Genomic DNA, 16,710 nt, shown 5'->3' with positions numbered 1-16,710 from the left:
TCCAAAATTAAGGTAGTTTGGCAAAACCCTGTTTTAAGATGTCCAGACCTTCACGGAATTGTTCTACCGGAATAGTCAATGGATACAAGAAACGGATCACATTGCCATATTTGCCACAGGTGAGAATCAATAAACCATTTTGCATGGCATAGTTTTGTACTGCTTTGGCTTGTTCAGCAGTTTCAAGCTCAATTGCAACCATTGAACCCAGCGCACGAATATCTGCAACTACATTCACTGTTTTTTGTTGAATATGCTCTAAAACCGCAACCAGTTCGGCACCAAGTGTATTGGCACGATCACACAGTTTTTCACCTTCGATCACATCAATCACTGCATGTGCAGCAGCGACTGCAACCGGATTACCTGCATAAGTCCCGCCCAAACCACCTGGATTTGGCGCATCCATCACTTCGGCACGACCAACCACGCCAGAGATCGGGAAGCCGCCACCCAAGCTTTTTGCCATGGTAATCAGATCGGCTTTTGTTTCATAATAATTCATGGCAAATAATTGACCCGTACGGGCAAAACCGGACTGAACTTCATCGGCAACGATTAAAATACCGTGTTGATCACATAGTTCACGTAGACGTTTTAAAAATTCTGCTGGCACCACATTAAAACCGCCTTCACCCTGAACAGGTTCCAGTACAATCGCTGCTACATCATGTGCCGCCACATCTTCTGCAAAAATATTTTCAATACTTTCAATTGCATCATCAACACTGATGCCTTTTGATGGGACTGGATAACGGGCATGGAACACGCCTGCCGGCATCACACCAAAATCACGTTTGTAAGGTGCTGTTTTACCTGTCATTGCCATGGTCATAAATGAACGACCGTGGAACCCATTACCAAAGGTAATAATACCGTGACGACCTGTATAAGAACGGGCAATTTTTACTGCATTTTCGACAGCTTCTGCACCGGTAGAGAAGAATGTGGTTTTGGCTGGACCTGCAATCGGCGCACGTTCATTAATACGTTCTGCCAATGCAACATAGCTTTCATACGGTACAACCTGATAGGCAGTGTGAGTAAATTTGCTTAATTGCTCAGTCACCGCAGCAATGATTTTCGGGTGGCGATGCCCTGTATTTAATACGGCAATTCCCCCTGTAAAATCGATAAACTTATTGCCTTCAGCATCCCAGATTGTCGCATTTTCAGCTTTCTCTGCATACCATTGGCACATCACGCCAACGCCTTTTGGAGTTGCTTGTTGTTTACGTGCATTAAGCGCAGAGTGTTTACTGTCCATTTTATGTCCTCATTCTTGATTAAAGCCTACAGCTTTGATGGGTGTAATCAGCATGGTTTTTTGACTGCTTACAGGGCTGTTTATGTTTTTTATTTTGCGCTTTTTGCCATTTGTAACGAGAGCCACTTTGAGATAGAAGGAGAGGGCCAATTCATGGCAAATACCAAGCTGAAATTTAATTGTCATAAAAAAGGCATATCCGAAGACATGCCCGTTAAAAGATACAAGATAGTTTTAGAAGTTATATATCAACAGAAGATTGAGTAAACGACTATGGCCATTGCTATCGCCATTCACCAATGAGTTTTCATTGCCACCAATAAATACATCATTTTTACCAACAATATATTCCGCTGCAAATGACAGTTGTTTTACATCCAGTTGTGCGCCCCAGATCTGACGACGTGAGGTGGCAAAACCACTTTTATCCTTATCATAAATAGCATAAGTTACATAAGGCGTCAGATGATAACCATCAATAATATTTTTAAATTGGTAATTTAGATCAGCCACATAAAAATTAGCTTTATTGGCCACATTATATACCGAATCAAAAGAACCCACGGTTGAATAATCAGGTGTAATTAAAGATTTGTTATCAACATTATTCTGTCCAATGCTAAAGGTTGCATTTGCATTCTGATAACCTAACTGTCCAAAAACCGTCCAAGCCTTACGATGTCCAGTTTCACCATTATCTTTATTGTCCAGATCGGAATACCAATACGACCCGCCAACACCCAGTTTTAAATCGGGAACAGCAGTAACTGCAATATCCTGTTTAATACGGGCAAGCCACATATTTTTTTCTTTTAAAGTGGGTGCATCGGTCTCATCCGTGCGGACAAAATTGGCAGAATAACGTGCGCTATCACCGCCACTGCCTGCATAGTGACCACCATCACGAACAAAATAGGCCACATCTATATGGGTATTATCAAATAATTGATGCTGATAATTGATCCCCAGATTATGTACATCTTCCAGACCAGCATTGTCTAGCGAACTACCATACCAACTGCTGCCCCAGCCACGGCCTACACCAAACGGCATATTTTGCAAACCGACCGTCAAACGATCATTTTCATTGATCTTATATCCCAGATTTGCATTGACCAATGTGGATAAATCACACAAGGTATCGGATTGATAACAGCGATATTCAAGTTCACCAAACAGATGTTTTGCATCATATTTGATGGTAATTTTAGCTGCATCAAATTTCAGTTGTCGATCGCTGTCGGAATAATCCTTATCCTGATATTTGGCACGCAACCAGCCAGATAATTCAATCTGTCCAAGATTAGATGCGGCATTGCCAAAACTTAAATCACTGGCAAATACAGCAGGGGAAAATCCCGTACATAGTCCGATTGCCAGACCTACCACCATGTTCCGATACACATATTTCGACATATTCAAACCCCAAAAATAATAAATCCACATTGAAACGCTGCTGTCCAATCAGATTTCCATAAAACCAACCGGACCAAGACCACTCAGATCAAAATTAAGCTGACCACAACTAACCGGGATAGGTCCCACGTTCTTTACGGGCAATCAAAATACGTTCACAGGCCAGAATATAGGCCGCAGTACGTAATGAACAATTGACATGAATCGCTTTGTACCAGACGTCGTAGACCGCCTTTTTCATGATGTTGTCCATACGTTGATTGATTTCCTCTTCCGTCCAGAAATAACTGGCAATATCCTGTACCCATTCAAAATAGCTGACTGTCACACCACCGGCATTACAGATCACATCAGGCACGACAGTAATCTGACGCTGACTTAAAATTTCATCTGCACCACTTAAGGTAGGGCCATTGGCACCTTCCAGAATCAGTCGGGTTTGAATGGTTTGTGCAATATGCTCATCAATTACCCCTTCAAGTGCAGCAGGAATAAAAATATCGGCAGGAATTTTCCAGAATTGATCGAAATCAATTTCATTTTCCGGTGCATACCCCTGAATTTTGTGATGGCGTTTCTGATACTCCATCAGTTGGGCAATATCAATGCCATCGGCCTGAAAAAGCGTGGCAGAATGATCCTGAATACAAATTACTTTGGCACCATGTTGATTGAATAATAATGCTGCTTCACTGCCCACATTACCAAAACCCTGTACACATACCCGTGCCTCCGGAATATTCAATCCGATCTGCCCAGCAACTTCACGTCCAGTGACAAAGACTCCGCGACCTGTGGCTTTAACCCGTCCCAGTGACCCCCCCAGATGAATCGGTTTACCTGTCACCACACCTGTCACTGTTGAGCCTGCATTCATGGAATAGGTATCCATCATCCACGCCATAATCTGTTGGTTGGTGCCAACATCTGGTGCAGGAATATCTTTTTGTGGTCCAATAATCAGATTGATTTCAGAAGTATACCGACGTGTCAGACGTTCCAGTTCGCGTTTTGATAACTGGGTGGGATCAACACGTACACCACCTTTGGCACCGCCAAAAGGTAAATTTAATGCAGCACATTTGATGGTCATCCAAGCAGAGAGTGCCATCACTTCATTTAAATTCACGTCTGGGTGAAAACGTACGCCCCCTTTTCCCGGTCCCCGGGTCAAATTATGCTGGACTCGATACCCTTCAAAGTGCTGAATGCTACCATCATCCATTTCCACTGGAATATCTACAATTAAACTGCGTTTTGGACGACGCAGAATATCCAGTCGGTCTTTTAATTCACCAAGAAAAGGCGCAACTTTATCCAACTGGTTAAGATAGTTACTCCAGGCAGTGGTGTGCTGATCTGCATAGGTCAGGCTTTTAATCATCATATTCATGGCATTGGTCTACATTGATGTTTTGATATGGAAAAAATACGTTCATAAGCGCTAGCCGTGATGCCAATATATGTATGATGATGAGTTTCAACACATGCCGTTATAGATGCGCTGGTCAAGGCTCGCACAGGAATAATGGAAACTTGCTTGTCGTTTGCAAAAATTAAGTGCAGAATATTCTTGCCCAATGTTCTGCATTTAACTGCGATAACGCCCAAACCACACTTGCTATCCTCAAATCAAAATACTTTATAATCACGCTATATCGCCTTAATTTTGCACCTCTCGGCCCATATCTCACGAGAGCCACTTTTATCTTGTAGGAGAGAGCCAATTGCGTAGTTTACTTGGAGATTATTTGTTGCAGCGTTTACAACAAGATATCGAGGGGACACTACATCAACGCCTTTTTCGATGTTTACGTTATGCCATTGTAGAAGGTGTACTGGCACCTAAAACCAGATTACCGGCCTCAAGGGATCTGGCCAAAGAAATTAGCGTTTCCCGCAATACGGTTTTAAGCACCTATGAACAATTACAAGCTGAAGGCTATGTCGAAGCACGTACTGGGCACGGCACATGGGTGGTCGACAAACTGCCCGAATCTTTTTTAAACACATTGCCAGGCCGTGCGAAATATCAAGAGGCGCAAAGCCTGTCCAAAAATTATGTGCTGTCGCAACGTGGTTCAAGCATTGTTGGCTATGCCGCAGCATCACCAAACCAGTGGGGTGCTTTTGTCCCAGGTGCACCTGATGTCACCGAATTTCCGCATCATATTTTTAGTCGTATTCAGGCAAAACTAAGTCGTGAGCCTGATGTTAATCGTCTGATTTATAGCAATGCAGGAGGCTGTGTCGAGTTACGGCATGCATTAGCAGAATATTTAAGGATCGCCCGTTCGGTGCAATGTGATGCAGATCAGATTATTATTACCGAAGGTACCCATCAGGCCATTGATCTGGTGTCCCGTGCCTTAAGTGATATTGGCGATCAGGTTTGGATTGAAGATCCCGCTTATTGGGGTATGCGTAATATTCTGCGTATGAATGGGGTAAATATTCGTGCTTTGCCAATTGATGAAGAAGGTATTATTCCAGAGCTAAGGCCTAGACATCCACCCAAATTAATCTTTGTCACCCCATCCCATCAATATCCTTTGGGCTCGCATTTAAGCCCCGCACGTCGCAAACAATTGCTGCAAATTGCACGGCAATATGGCAGCTGGATCATCGAAGATGATTATGACAGTGAATTCAGATTTTCCGGACAACCCTATCCTTCTCTACAGGGTCTGGAACCTGATGCACCGGTGATCTACATGGGCACCTTTAGTAAAACCATTTATCCGGCCTTACGGATCGGCTATCTGGTCGTACCAAAACAATTATTTTCCCCTCTGCGTATTGTTGCAGCAGAACTGTATCGGGGTGGACATTTACTGGTTCAAAAAGCACTGGCTGAATTTATTCGCGAAGGACATTATGGCGCACATATTCGCCGTATGCGCTTACTGTATGGCAAACGCTACCACTTCCTAATACAACTCACTCAGCGTTATCTGGGGCCAGATTTTATTCATGAATATAACAGTGCAGCTGGTTTGCATATGATTTTAAAATTACCAACCGGTTGTGATGATGTCGCTATCGCTTCCAGTGCCTTACAACGTGGTGTCACGGTCAGAGCACTTTCACAATACTATATGCGTTCACATGCACGTGCACAGCGTGGACTGTTGTTGGGCTTTGCCTGTGTCAATGAAAAAGACATGATGATGGCATTTGGCGTATTATTACAATGTTTAAGAGAGGCAGGAATCAGTACCTTATCCTCCTAATTACCCAAATATTTTTTAACCCCAAAAAAACAAGAACCCCCATAAGGAGGTTCTTGTATTAGCAAGTTAAATCGTGACTTTAAATTGTCGTAACTTAACTTTGCTTTTCCGGTAGGATTTGACTAGCTGTTGTTTTTTTACCCCAGTCAAATTTTTGTGCACAAACCCCTAGAAATACAATGAAGAGTGCCAGAATTGAGGTATAAGTAACTTCTTTAAAATAGGTCCCTTCAATCAACATGGTAATGATCGAACCAATAATCATGATAATCACGGCATAGGTTAACCATGGAAACAACCACATTTTAAAGTCAATTTTTGTGCCTTCGGCTTCTAGTTTCTTACGCATACGCAACTGAGAAAATGCAATTGCAAGATAGACATATAAAGCCACTGTCCCAGTTGCCAACATCAACACATCATAAACATTCATACTTTCGGTGGCTGTCAGATAAACTGCAACTAAAGAGAAGAGAGCAGATACCAGCACCCCAACCCAAGGGCTACTTTTACGATTGATCAATGCAAAACTTTTTGGTGCATCACCACGATTGGATAATGAATACATCATACGTGAGCAGGTATATAACGCCGAGTTAAAGCAGCTACACACCGAAGTTAACACCACAAAATTAACAATATGACGTGCTTCTGGGATACCCAACATGGTTAAAGTAACACTATAAGTTCCCCAAGTTGGATCTTTTAGTAAAGGATTATTATGCGGAATCAAACATACGGTAATAAACATCGAACCCACATAAAACAAGATAATACGCCAGACAATCGAGTTTGATGCCTTACGAATTTCCTTGGCCGGATTTTTGGATTCAGCCGCAGCAACCGTCACAATTTCAGCTCCCATATAGGCAAACATCACCCCAAGCAAAGCCGTTACCACCGACGAAAAGCCATTGGGCATAAAACCTTGTGCAGTCAGATTAGCAACGCCACCCACCACCGCCTGATCACCCCAAGGCCATAAATGCATAATTGCTAAACTACCTACCACCAAAAACAGGACAATCGCAATCACTTTAATTAGGGCAAACCAAAATTCAAATTCACCATAATTTTTCACATCTTGTAGATTTACCCAGACCAGCCCGATAATCACCAGTAGCATATAGCCCCAAACTGGAATAAAGGGAAACCAATCATGTAGAATCTTGCCGGCCACATAGGCTTCCCAACCCATCAACAGTGTCCAAAAACACCAATATAACCATCCAATTGAAAAACCTGCCCAGCGTCCAATCGCACGATCTGCATAAGTGGAGAACGAACCACTATCCGGATTGAGTACCGCCATCTCCCCGAGCATACGCATAATCAGCAAGACCAAAAGTCCACCTAATGCATAAGCCAAAATAGCAGCAGGACCAGTTGCATAAATCACACTACCTGAGCCAACAAACAAAGCCCCACCAATCACCCCAGCAATGGAGATCATGGTCAAATGGCGTGATTGCAGTCCATGTTTTAAACCCTGAGAGGACTCGGACGCATTTTGATGAGCTGCCATATCATTTCCCTTCATCAATCAAGGAGAGAGTTGCCTGGATCATATGACCGGCAGCTCTACATTCCTCTTAAACTTGAACTGACCTGCCCATTGTTTCATCAAACCAGAATCAATGTGGCAAATCGGATATTTCTGTATGCATACTTCTGAATGGACCTAATGTGTCGTTTTGGCAGCAAAGAAACGAGAGCCATTTTTTGAGTTAAAGAAAGAGCCAATTACAGGAACGACACCAAATTATTCTTGTCATATCATCTAAAATGACACAATTGATGGTCAAGGATGTGTTAACTCAAATACTGTATCGCAAGTTCTCCAGCCTATGTTGTATGATGAACAAACAACATTTAAAATCCTAAAACATGCGAGCCAAATATTGAAAACCACCTCAAATAAAATCGCCTTGTCGCTGCTATTTACTTTCTGTGTTTTAACATTGGGGTGCCAAACGTTACCGACCACGTTGGTGGCAAAAATGATGGATAATCAGCAAACGCAGGAAACTGTTGCTTATCTCAAGCAATATGCACAAAACCATATTCAGCAAAAACTCAAGGTAGAGGAAAATCTTGCCTATGGCAGTACGTCACGGCAACATCTGGATATCATCTATCCAGAAAAATTGTCTACCTCCAAATTACCAGTGGTCTTTATCGTCCATGGCGGTGCATGGGTAGCTGGCAATAAAGAAGGCACCTTGCCTTATGCCAAATTAATTGCCGATCATGGTTTTATGGTGGTCAATATAGAATACACACTGGTACCACAGGCAGCCTTTCCTCAACAAATTCTTGAGCTGAATCAAGCTGTGCAGTTTGTTTTACAACAGCAAAAACAATACCCAATTGATCCTGATAAAATATTTTTTAGTGGTGATTCGGCAGGAGCCAATATTGTCAGTAGCTATGTGGCCGCCTTAAATTCAGAACCATTACGACAAAAAATCCGGTTTAACCCTGCGCTACAAGCGAAACAGGTCAGGGGATTAATTCTGCATAGTGGCGTTTATGATATTAAAACCCTGTATCATCGTAGTACTAAGGCTGGCAAAATTGTAGGTTGGGGTGCACAAAGCGTATTGGCCCAATACAGTGGAGAAAAACGGCCCAGCGATGCACGTTTAGATGAAATGTCTGCTTATCCGTGGCTCAATCAAAACTATCCCCCTGTTTATCTGAGTGCAACAGAAGTTGATCTTCTGACCACCAGCCAATCTTTACCCTTTATTGCGAAATTAAAAGCATTACATGTGCCCGTGGTCAGTCAAATCTATGAAAAGAATTATAGTGAACAAATCAATCATGATTTTAATTTTGATATGCGCTTTAATGCCAGTAAAACAGTACTGGATCAGTCCATCGCGTTTTTAAAAACCTACTCAAAATAATACCGATTCTTCCAGTACCTTTAAAATTGTATCGGAAGAAAAATCTATCTTTAAAATCCGTTACGTCATGTTAAACTGCAATGAAATAAACAGATATCAGTCATGGTCACTGTCATTTTTTTAAACAGTATTTCATCATTTTTATTTCTTATTCTTGCAATAGATTTACATCAGAAAGTTGTGTTCTTGATGCTGTAAAGATGGGCGTATCGGTATGCTAAAAGGAATCCTATTTTCTGTCATCGCCTCAGCGACTTTTGGCTTACTGTATTTTTATACCCAGTTTCTTGCAGTATTTGACAGTGAACAAACCTTTGGTTGGCGCATTGTGGCAACGCTGCCTTTTGTCACGCTATTGATGTACCTGCTTGGTGACCTGGCCCAGATTAAACAAATTTATCAGCGAATAGTGCAAAAACCCAGTTTTTTACTGATGTTAATACTGTGTGCGGCCTTATGTGGCTTTCAGCTCTGGCTATTTTTATGGGGGCCTATCCATGGTCGGGGATTACAGGTTTCATTAGGCTATTTTTTATTGCCGTTGATTCTGGTGCTATGTGGCTGGTTAATATATGGTGAAAAATTATCAAAATTTCAAATTGCGGCCATTTTTTTAGCCTTGATCGGTATTAGCCATGAAATTTGGCGAGTTGGGTCGATTGCATGGGAAACATTAAGTGTTGCGATTGGCTATTCAATTTATTTTGTGCTGAGAAGAAAATTACAAACTGATCATTTGGGTGGCTTCTGGTGGGAATTGTTGTTGATGAGTCCTGTCGCCTTGTATTTTATTATCAACAGTGAAATGCTGACAATTATGGCTTTGCAACCGAGTTTATGGCTGGTGGTGGCTGGTTTGGGTGTATTAAGTGCAATTGGTTTGGGTAGCTATTTATTGGCCAGCCGTCTTTTACCCTTGGTATTGTTTGGTTTGTTAAGCTATTTAGAACCTGTACTTTTAGCATTAGCATCTTTACTACTTGGAGAAAGCATTCAACCCGATGAATGGCTCAGTTATGTGCCAATCTGGTGCGCAGTAGCACTCTTGGTGATTGAAGGTGCCGTCTATTTATATCATCAGAAACAAAAACAGCTGTCACTGCAACGTAAAGCTGCGACATTAGAAAATTTAAAACAACAATCCACTCAAAAAGATGCGTAGATTCGCTTTGATGCAGTGATGTATATGACTTACGGAGGATAAAAAAACATCAAAAATACGAGGAAGATGCATCATAGCAATGCAAAAATGTTTATTGTATGTGCAGAAAAAACGATAAGCCCTCAACCAAAAATGTGGTTTACAAAAAAAAACATGAGTGTTTATTTTACTCATGCTGGCAATCCCACATTTTAACGTTTAAAAAATAAGCAAAATTAAATAAAAATTTGAATTATTTTTTAAAAAATCCAGATGTTTTTACAAAACAATATAATTTAATTACAATCTGGTTACATAATATCGATAATTTTATATGTTTAAATCGCAGACTTTCTCGCCCCCCATATAAGCATGTGATGAATATGGTCTGAATATTGCTTAAGTATTATAAGGAATTGCCAATACGATGAATAATCTTAACCCAACCTCAATCACGTTTATCTTGTATATCGTGCTCATGGTCTGTATAGGGATATACGCATACAGAGCAACTAAAAATTTTTCGGATTATATTCTTGGAGGAAGAAGTTTAGGTAGCGTTGTCACCGCCTTATCTGCGGGTGCTTCGGATATGAGTGGCTGGTTACTGATGGGTCTGCCGGGTGCAATCTATTTATCCGGACTATCAGAAGCTTGGATTGCCATCGGCTTAATTATTGGTGCATGGTTGAACTGGTATTATGTTGCCGGTCGTTTACGTGTCCACACTGAAGTTCAGCATAACGCACTGACATTGCCTGATTTCTTTACCAACCGCTTTGATGACCGTAAACGTATTTTACGCGTGACATCGGCATTGATTATTTTAATTTTCTTTTCAATTTATTGTGCCTCAGGCATGGTCGCAGGCGCACGTTTATTTGAAACGATTTTTGCCATGGATTACAGCACAGCGTTATGGATCAGTGCGATTGCCACCATCAGTTATGTCTGTATTGGCGGCTTTCTTGCCATTAGCTGGACCGATACATTCCAAGCAGCAATGATGCTTTTTGCCTTATTACTGACGCCAATATTTACCTATCTTGCACTGGGCGATAGCCAAGCACAATTTACCCAATTGGTTGAAACTGCACGTCCACATGCGTTTGATATGTTTTCCAATTTAAGCATCATTGCAATTTTATCCTCGATGGCATGGGGGTTAGGCTATTTTGGTCAACCACATATTCTGATTCGTTTTATGGCTGCTGATTCGGTTAAATCTATTCCTGCGGCACGTCGTATTGGTATGGCATGGATGATTCTTTGCTTAATTGGTGCAGTATCGGCAGGTTTCTTTGGTATAGCCTATTTTCAGCAATATCCAGAACTTGCTGGTGGCGTCAATCAAAATTCCGAGCTGGTCTTTACCGAACTGACCAATATTCTATTTAATCCATGGATTGCAGGAATTGTCATGGCAGGGATTTTAGCTGCCATCATGAGTACCCTGAGTTGTCAACTTTTGGTCTGTTCAAGTACCTTAACCGAAGATCTATATAAAGCTTTCTTACGTAAATCTGCTTCACAACTGGAATTGGTCTGGGTTGGACGTCTCATGGTTGTGGCCATTTCAATCTTTGCGATTTGGTTGGCCAGCAATCCAGAAAGTAAAGTATTGGGTCTGGTCTCTTATGCTTGGGCAGGTTTCGGTGCAGCGTTTGGACCGTTAATCCTGTTGTCGTTATTCTGGAAACGCATCACCTTAAATGGCGCAGTTCTTGGTATGATTGTGGGTGCCGTAACTGTCATTTTATGGAAAAATTTCCTTGCCTCTACAGGCATATATGAAATTATCCCTGGCTTTATTCTGGCAACAGCGGTCATGATCGTGGTGAGTTTGCTCGGTAAAGCACCCAACGCACAAGTGCTGCAACGCTTTGAAGAAGCTGAACGCATATATCAACAAACCAAATAAATGCTTTTATTGATCAAGGTCTGTTGATATTGCCTACATGGCTGATTAACAGAAACCCAAGAGGCTTCGGCCTCTTTTTTATTTTTTAAAATTTAATTTTAACTGGCTTTGTTCTTTAACCACCTGCATCACAGGATAACTGCGCGTTTCCTTAATCCCTGGCAAATGCCACAACACTTGCCCGGCAATCTTACGGTAATCGTCCATATCCTTACTGCGAATTTTTAGCACAAAATCAAATCCTCCGCTGGTCATATGACACTCGATAATCTCAGGGCAATCCTGTACTGCCTCGATAAAATCTTCCAGACTATGCGGTGTGGTTTTATCCAGCAAAACCTCTACAAACACCAGAAAACGGGCATCTACCATCTCCGGATTAAGATGGGCGTAGTAACCCAGAATATAGTTTTCCCGACTGAGTTTTTGTACCCGTGCCATCACGGCTGTTGGCGATAAATTTACCGCCTCTGCCAGCTTGGCATTGGAGATTCGACCGTTATGTTGCAGGATATTCAGTATTTTTAGGTCAATCCGATCAATCGTTGCTAAATGGTCACTCATACAGAATTTTCCTCTAAAAAATAGCAAAATAATAGTGAGATATTTTATATTTATTCTGCAATGATTGATTATCGAAAGTCAAATCCTATCTTGTGCCAACGCCTATTTTTAGAGATATCTGATCATGAATGAAACATCCCGATCAAGCTCCCAGCCCCTGATTTTTCAGGAGGATATTACGTCTTTTGCCCAGCAAAATGATCAGCAAAAACAAATTAATACGGCATGGCGACGTGCTGAACCAGAAGCAGTGGAAGAGTTACTGCATTTTGCCCAATTGCCGGATGAGTTGGATCAAAAAATTTATGATATTGCCTTTAATCTGGCCAATGGCTTAAGAGAACGCAAAAGTGAAGCGGGTAAGGCAGGGATTGTACAGGGATTATTGCAAGAATTTTCGCTCTCCTCACAAGAAGGGATTGCCCTGATGTGTCTGGCAGAAGCCTTATTGCGTATTCCAGATAAAGCCACACGTGATTTGTTAATTCGCGATAAAATTAATCAGGGTAACTGGAAAGAGCATGTCGGACAAAGCACCCTGATGTTTGTCAATGCTGCGGCATGGGGATTGATGCTGACCGGTAAACTGATGGAAACACCGACACGAACTAGCTTATCCAGTATTTTAACCGGGATTCTGGCGCGTAGTGGACGAGGTATCATTCGTAAAGCAGTTGATGTCGCCATGCGCATGATGGGCGAGCAGTTTGTTACAGGCGAAACCATTCAAGAAGCGTTAGAACATGCCAAAACACTGGAAGCCAAAGGCTTTCGTTATTCTTATGATATGCTTGGCGAAGCGGCGTTTACCGAACATGATGCCGACCGCTATATGCAAGATTATACCCAAGCGATTCATGCGATTGGTCAGGCCACCAAAGATAAAAATGTCTATGATGGTGCCGGTATTTCCATTAAATTATCTGCTTTACACCCACGCTATCAACGTTCCCAAACCGATCGGGTGCATCAAGAACTGTATCAAAAAGTCTTTACCCTAGCATGTTTGGCCAAAGACTATAATATTGGCTTAAACATTGATGCCGAAGAAACCGATCGGCTGGAATTATCGCTGGAATTGCTGGAACGTTTATGCTTTGAACCAGAACTTGATGATTGGCTCGGCATTGGCTTTGTAATTCAAGCCTACCAAAAACGTTGTTTCTTTGTGGTGGACTATGTCATAGATTTGGCAAAACGCAGTAAAAAACGTTTGATGATTCGTCTGGTCAAAGGTGCCTATTGGGACAGCGAAATTAAAAAGGCGCAGGTCGATGGTATGCAGGAATATCCAGTATTTACCCGTAAAGTGCATACTGATTTATCCTATATTGCCTGTGCAAAAAAATTGCTGGCAGCACCTGAAGAAATTTATCCGCAATTTGCAACCCATAATGCACAAACCCTTGCCACCGTTTATCAGTTGGCAAATCCAGAAAAATATTATGCAGGTCAATATGAATTTCAGTGTTTGCATGGTATGGGTGAACCACTTTATGAAAATGTGGTCGGCTCCCGTCAGGATCATAAACTGGGTGTACCGTGTCGTATTTACGCTCCGGTGGGTAATCATGAAACCTTATTGGCCTATTTGGTAAGACGTTTATTAGAGAATGGGGCCAATACCTCTTTTGTCAATCGCATTGCCGATCAGAACATTAAAATTGATGACCTGATTCAGTCACCGATTCAGGAAATTAAGACCATTGCTCAAAAAGAAGGGCAGGTGGGATTAAAACATCCCGGCATACCTTATCCTGTGCATTTGTATGGTCAACAACGTGATAATTCCAAAGGTTTTGACTTAAGCAATGATGCTTGTCTATCTGAACTCAATCAGGTTGCAAAACATACCTCTGGTAAAATCTGGTACAGTCAGCCGATCATTGCTCAACTTGAGGATATTCAGGCAGGACAACAATTGCCGATTCATAACCCAGCCAATCATCAAGATTTGGTCGGATATGTTCATGAAGCAGATGCCAAACATGTCGATCTGGCCTTAAAAAATGCCGTTGCAGCACAACAGGAATGGGCCAATACCTCGCTACAGCAACGTGCTTTTTATCTCAAACGTAGCGCCGATTTACTTGAATCCAGAATGCTGGAACTGCTGATTTTATTATGTCGTGAAAGTGGTAAAACCTATGCCAATGGCATCGCTGAAGTTCGTGAAGCGGTCGATTTTCTACGCTATTATGCCTCACAAGTGGAAAATTTAGCTGCCAATGGTCAGATTCAACCTTTGGGTACTGTGCTGTGTATTAGCCCATGGAATTTCCCACTGGCAATTTTCACTGGTCAGATCGCAGCGGCGTTGGTAGCAGGCAATTGTGTAATTGCAAAACCGGCAGAACAAACGCCATTGATTGCAGCACAAGCCATTCGGCTTATGCATGAAGCAGGTATCCCAAATGCTGTGATTCAATTTTTACCGGGTCGTGGCGAAACTGTGGGTGCATTATTGAGTCAGGATGAACGGATTCAGGGGATTATGTTTACTGGCTCCACTGAAGTGGCAAAAATCCTGCAACATACTGTGGCACAAAGAGTTTCTGTACATGGGCAACCGATTACACTGATTGCTGAAACTGGCGGTCAAAATGCCATGATTGTCGATTCATCTGCATTGACCGAGCAAGTGGTATTTGATGTGGTGAATTCTGCCTTTGACAGTGCCGGTCAGCGTTGTTCTGCTTTGCGTATTCTCTGTGTACAAGAAGACAATGCGGACACAGTGATCACCATGTTAAAAGGTGCAATGCAGCAACTTCGGGTCGGTAATCCATTTGTCCTGAAAAATGATATTGGTCCGGTGATTGATCAGGAAGCACAACATACTATTCAACAGCATATTGAAAAAATGCGAGGCAAAGGCTATCCCGTCCATCAGTTGATGTTTGCTGCTGATACACAACAAGCAGCATTGGCACAAGGTACTTTTGTGGCACCTACCTTGATTGAACTGCCAAATTTAAATGATCTGGAACGTGAAGTATTTGGCCCAGTGTTACACGTGATTCGTTACAAATACGGTGAACTCAAACCGCTACTCAATGCGATTAATGCCAAAGGTTACGGTTTAACCATGGGCTTGCATACCCGTATTGATGAAACCATTGATACGGTCATTCAACATGCAGAAGTCGGTAATTTATATATTAACCGGAATATCGTGGGTGCTGTAGTGGGTGTACAGCCTTTTGGTGGTGAAGGTTTATCTGGTACAGGTCCAAAAGCGGGTGGTCCATTATATTTGTACCGTTTAATGGCGCAATATCAGAACAAACAGCTTAACCCACCATTTGCGATAAAAAGCAAACTGATTTCCGCAGATGCAGCCACCCAAACCAATTTCAATCTGTTCAAAAACTGGGTCAATCAATCTTTTCCAGATTTTGATTTCAAACATATTGCGCCTATTGCAGTTGGTGATGTGTTTGAATTTCAGGGACCAACTGGAGAAAGTAACCAATACGTGATGCTACCTCGTAAACAAGTACTGAGTCTGGCACAGAATGAGCTTGAACAGGTTGCCCAACTGGCTGCCATTTATCAGGTCAATGCAACCCCCGTCATGCTAAAAGGAAATGCTTTTTTACAATTCCACAAAAACAGTTTACCGGCAGACTTGCAACGCAGTATCCATATCATCGAGGGTATTGAACAGGGTGAGTATGATGCGGTACTGCATCACGGTTCTGTGGATGCATTAAAATCATTGCAACTGGCTGTGGCAAAACGTAAAGGTGCCATTATTAGTATCACACATCTAGCAGAGCACGATTTAAATATTCCGATTGAGAGATTGGTCATTGAACGTGCCATCAGTATCAATACCGCAGCAGCAGGCGGTAATGCCAGTTTGATGATGATGACTGATTAAATTTATCAAGGCTGTTTTACGATACATGTATTACAGCCTTTTTCTTACACTACATTTTCATTTTTTGAGTGAATCAAATGATCTAAGCAAAGTAAATGAAACGTGTTATTTACGCTTCATAAAATCATTATAGGGAGAGACAAATGACAAATTTATCGTATATACAACAACATGATAAAGCATGGTTAACTTTTTTGGAGCAAATTGACAGAGTTTCCCCCTTTCTGGAAGATTTAAAAGAGCATATCGATATTTTAAGACGTCCGAAACGGGTGTTGATCGTTGATGTACCTATCGTGATGGACGATGGCAGTATCCGTCATTTTGAGGGTTATCGTGTACAACACAGCTTAACCCGTGGTCCCGGCAA

General features: G+C 41.9%; 11 protein-coding genes and 1 pseudogene. 6 read left to right on the top strand and 6 right to left on the bottom strand.

Going from position 1 to position 16,710, the window contains the following annotated elements; genetic code table 11:
• Positions 1–7 precede the first annotated feature (7 nt).
• From gabT to CRO21_RS15720, 4 genes are all read right to left on the bottom strand, one after another.
• Positions 8–1,267: a 4-aminobutyrate--2-oxoglutarate transaminase gene (gene gabT, locus CRO21_RS15735; protein ID WP_097080266.1), complete on the bottom strand. Its 1,260-nt coding sequence runs from the start codon at positions 1,265–1,267 to the stop codon at positions 8–10.
• A gap of 9 nt (positions 1,268–1,276) precedes the next feature.
• Positions 1,277–1,453, bottom strand: coding sequence for a hypothetical protein (locus CRO21_RS17590; RefSeq protein WP_171294072.1), 177 nt, complete (start codon positions 1,451–1,453; stop codon positions 1,277–1,279).
• Between the two features lie 48 nt (positions 1,454–1,501).
• On the bottom strand, positions 1,502–2,659 hold the full coding sequence (locus tag CRO21_RS15725; RefSeq protein WP_378235051.1) for a hypothetical protein: 1,158 nt from the start codon (positions 2,657–2,659) through the stop codon (positions 1,502–1,504).
• A 133-nt stretch (positions 2,660–2,792) separates the two neighbouring features.
• Entirely contained in the window at positions 2,793–4,064 is a 1,272-nt protein-coding gene (locus tag CRO21_RS15720; RefSeq protein WP_228150478.1) for a Glu/Leu/Phe/Val family dehydrogenase, read from the bottom strand.
• Between the two features lie 346 nt (positions 4,065–4,410).
• On the opposite strand from CRO21_RS15720, the gene pdxR reads away from it, so the two are divergent.
• On the top strand, positions 4,411–5,916 hold the full coding sequence (gene pdxR / locus CRO21_RS15715; RefSeq protein ID WP_097080263.1) for a MocR-like pyridoxine biosynthesis transcription factor PdxR: 1,506 nt from the start codon (positions 4,411–4,413) through the stop codon (positions 5,914–5,916).
• Between the two features lie 94 nt (positions 5,917–6,010).
• On the opposite strand, the gene CRO21_RS15710 is transcribed toward pdxR, so the two are convergent.
• Positions 6,011–7,441, bottom strand: a complete 1,431-nt coding sequence (locus CRO21_RS15710; RefSeq protein ID WP_097080262.1) for an amino acid permease — start codon at positions 7,439–7,441, stop codon at positions 6,011–6,013.
• A 478-nt stretch (positions 7,442–7,919) separates the two neighbouring features.
• Here CRO21_RS15710 and CRO21_RS15705 point away from each other — a divergent pair, with 478 nt between their 5' ends.
• The 3 genes from CRO21_RS15705 (at position 7,920) to putP (ending at position 11,890) form a co-directional block, all read left to right on the top strand.
• A complete protein-coding gene (locus tag CRO21_RS15705) occupies positions 7,920–8,828 on the top strand; it encodes an alpha/beta hydrolase (protein ID WP_228150469.1) in 909 nt (302 codons plus the stop codon).
• Positions 8,829–9,042: 214 nt separating this feature from the next.
• A complete protein-coding gene (rarD, locus tag CRO21_RS15700) occupies positions 9,043–9,990 on the top strand; it encodes an EamA family transporter RarD (protein ID WP_097080260.1) in 948 nt (315 codons plus the stop codon).
• A gap of 406 nt (positions 9,991–10,396) precedes the next feature.
• Positions 10,397–11,890, top strand: a complete 1,494-nt coding sequence (putP, locus tag CRO21_RS15695; protein ID WP_097080259.1) for a sodium/proline symporter PutP — start codon at positions 10,397–10,399, stop codon at positions 11,888–11,890.
• 78 nt (positions 11,891–11,968) lie between these two features.
• Here the strand turns inward: putP and CRO21_RS15690 are convergent, their stop codons facing one another.
• Positions 11,969–12,454 carry an Lrp/AsnC ligand binding domain-containing protein gene (locus CRO21_RS15690; protein ID WP_097080258.1) on the bottom strand — a complete coding sequence of 162 codons (486 nt, stop codon included), beginning with the start codon at positions 12,452–12,454 and terminating at the stop codon, positions 11,969–11,971.
• 211 nt (positions 12,455–12,665) lie between these two features.
• Between CRO21_RS15690 and putA the strand changes: the two are divergent.
• Together putA and CRO21_RS15680 are read left to right on the top strand one after the other, a co-directional pair.
• Positions 12,666–16,340, top strand: a pseudogene (putA, locus tag CRO21_RS15685) (trifunctional transcriptional regulator/proline dehydrogenase/L-glutamate gamma-semialdehyde dehydrogenase); the annotation flags it as partial.
• 143 nt (positions 16,341–16,483) lie between these two features.
• The coding region (locus tag CRO21_RS15680; protein WP_322853240.1) for a Glu/Leu/Phe/Val dehydrogenase dimerization domain-containing protein at positions 16,484–16,710 on the top strand (227 nt) is incomplete at its 3' end.

This window comes from Acinetobacter puyangensis (assembly GCF_900096995.1).
GTDB classification, from domain to species: Bacteria; Pseudomonadota; Gammaproteobacteria; order Pseudomonadales; family Moraxellaceae; genus Acinetobacter; species Acinetobacter puyangensis.
The sequence above is the reverse complement of the archived record's forward strand: the minus strand, read 5'-3'. Positions and strand labels throughout refer to the sequence as shown.

Excerpts from the sequence above, each read along its gene's own strand:
- CRO21_RS15705 (WP_228150469.1), top strand. The coding sequence starts at position 7,920 with ATGGATAATCAGCAAACGCAGGAAACTGTTGCTTATCTCAAGCAATAT.
- CRO21_RS17590 (WP_171294072.1), bottom strand. The coding sequence starts at position 1,453 with ATGACAATTAAATTTCAGCTTGGTATTTGCCATGAATTGGCCCTCTCC.
- putP (WP_097080259.1), top strand. The coding sequence starts at position 10,397 with ATGAATAATCTTAACCCAACCTCAATCACGTTTATCTTGTATATCGTG.
- rarD (WP_097080260.1), top strand. The coding sequence starts at position 9,043 with ATGCTAAAAGGAATCCTATTTTCTGTCATCGCCTCAGCGACTTTTGGC.
- CRO21_RS15725 (WP_378235051.1), bottom strand. The coding sequence starts at position 2,659 with ATGGTGGTAGGTCTGGCAATCGGACTATGTACGGGATTTTCCCCTGCT.
- gabT (WP_097080266.1), bottom strand. The coding sequence starts at position 1,267 with ATGGACAGTAAACACTCTGCGCTTAATGCACGTAAACAACAAGCAACT.
- CRO21_RS15710 (WP_097080262.1), bottom strand. The coding sequence starts at position 7,441 with ATGGCAGCTCATCAAAATGCGTCCGAGTCCTCTCAGGGTTTAAAACAT.
- CRO21_RS15690 (WP_097080258.1), bottom strand. The coding sequence starts at position 12,454 with ATGAGTGACCATTTAGCAACGATTGATCGGATTGACCTAAAAATACTG.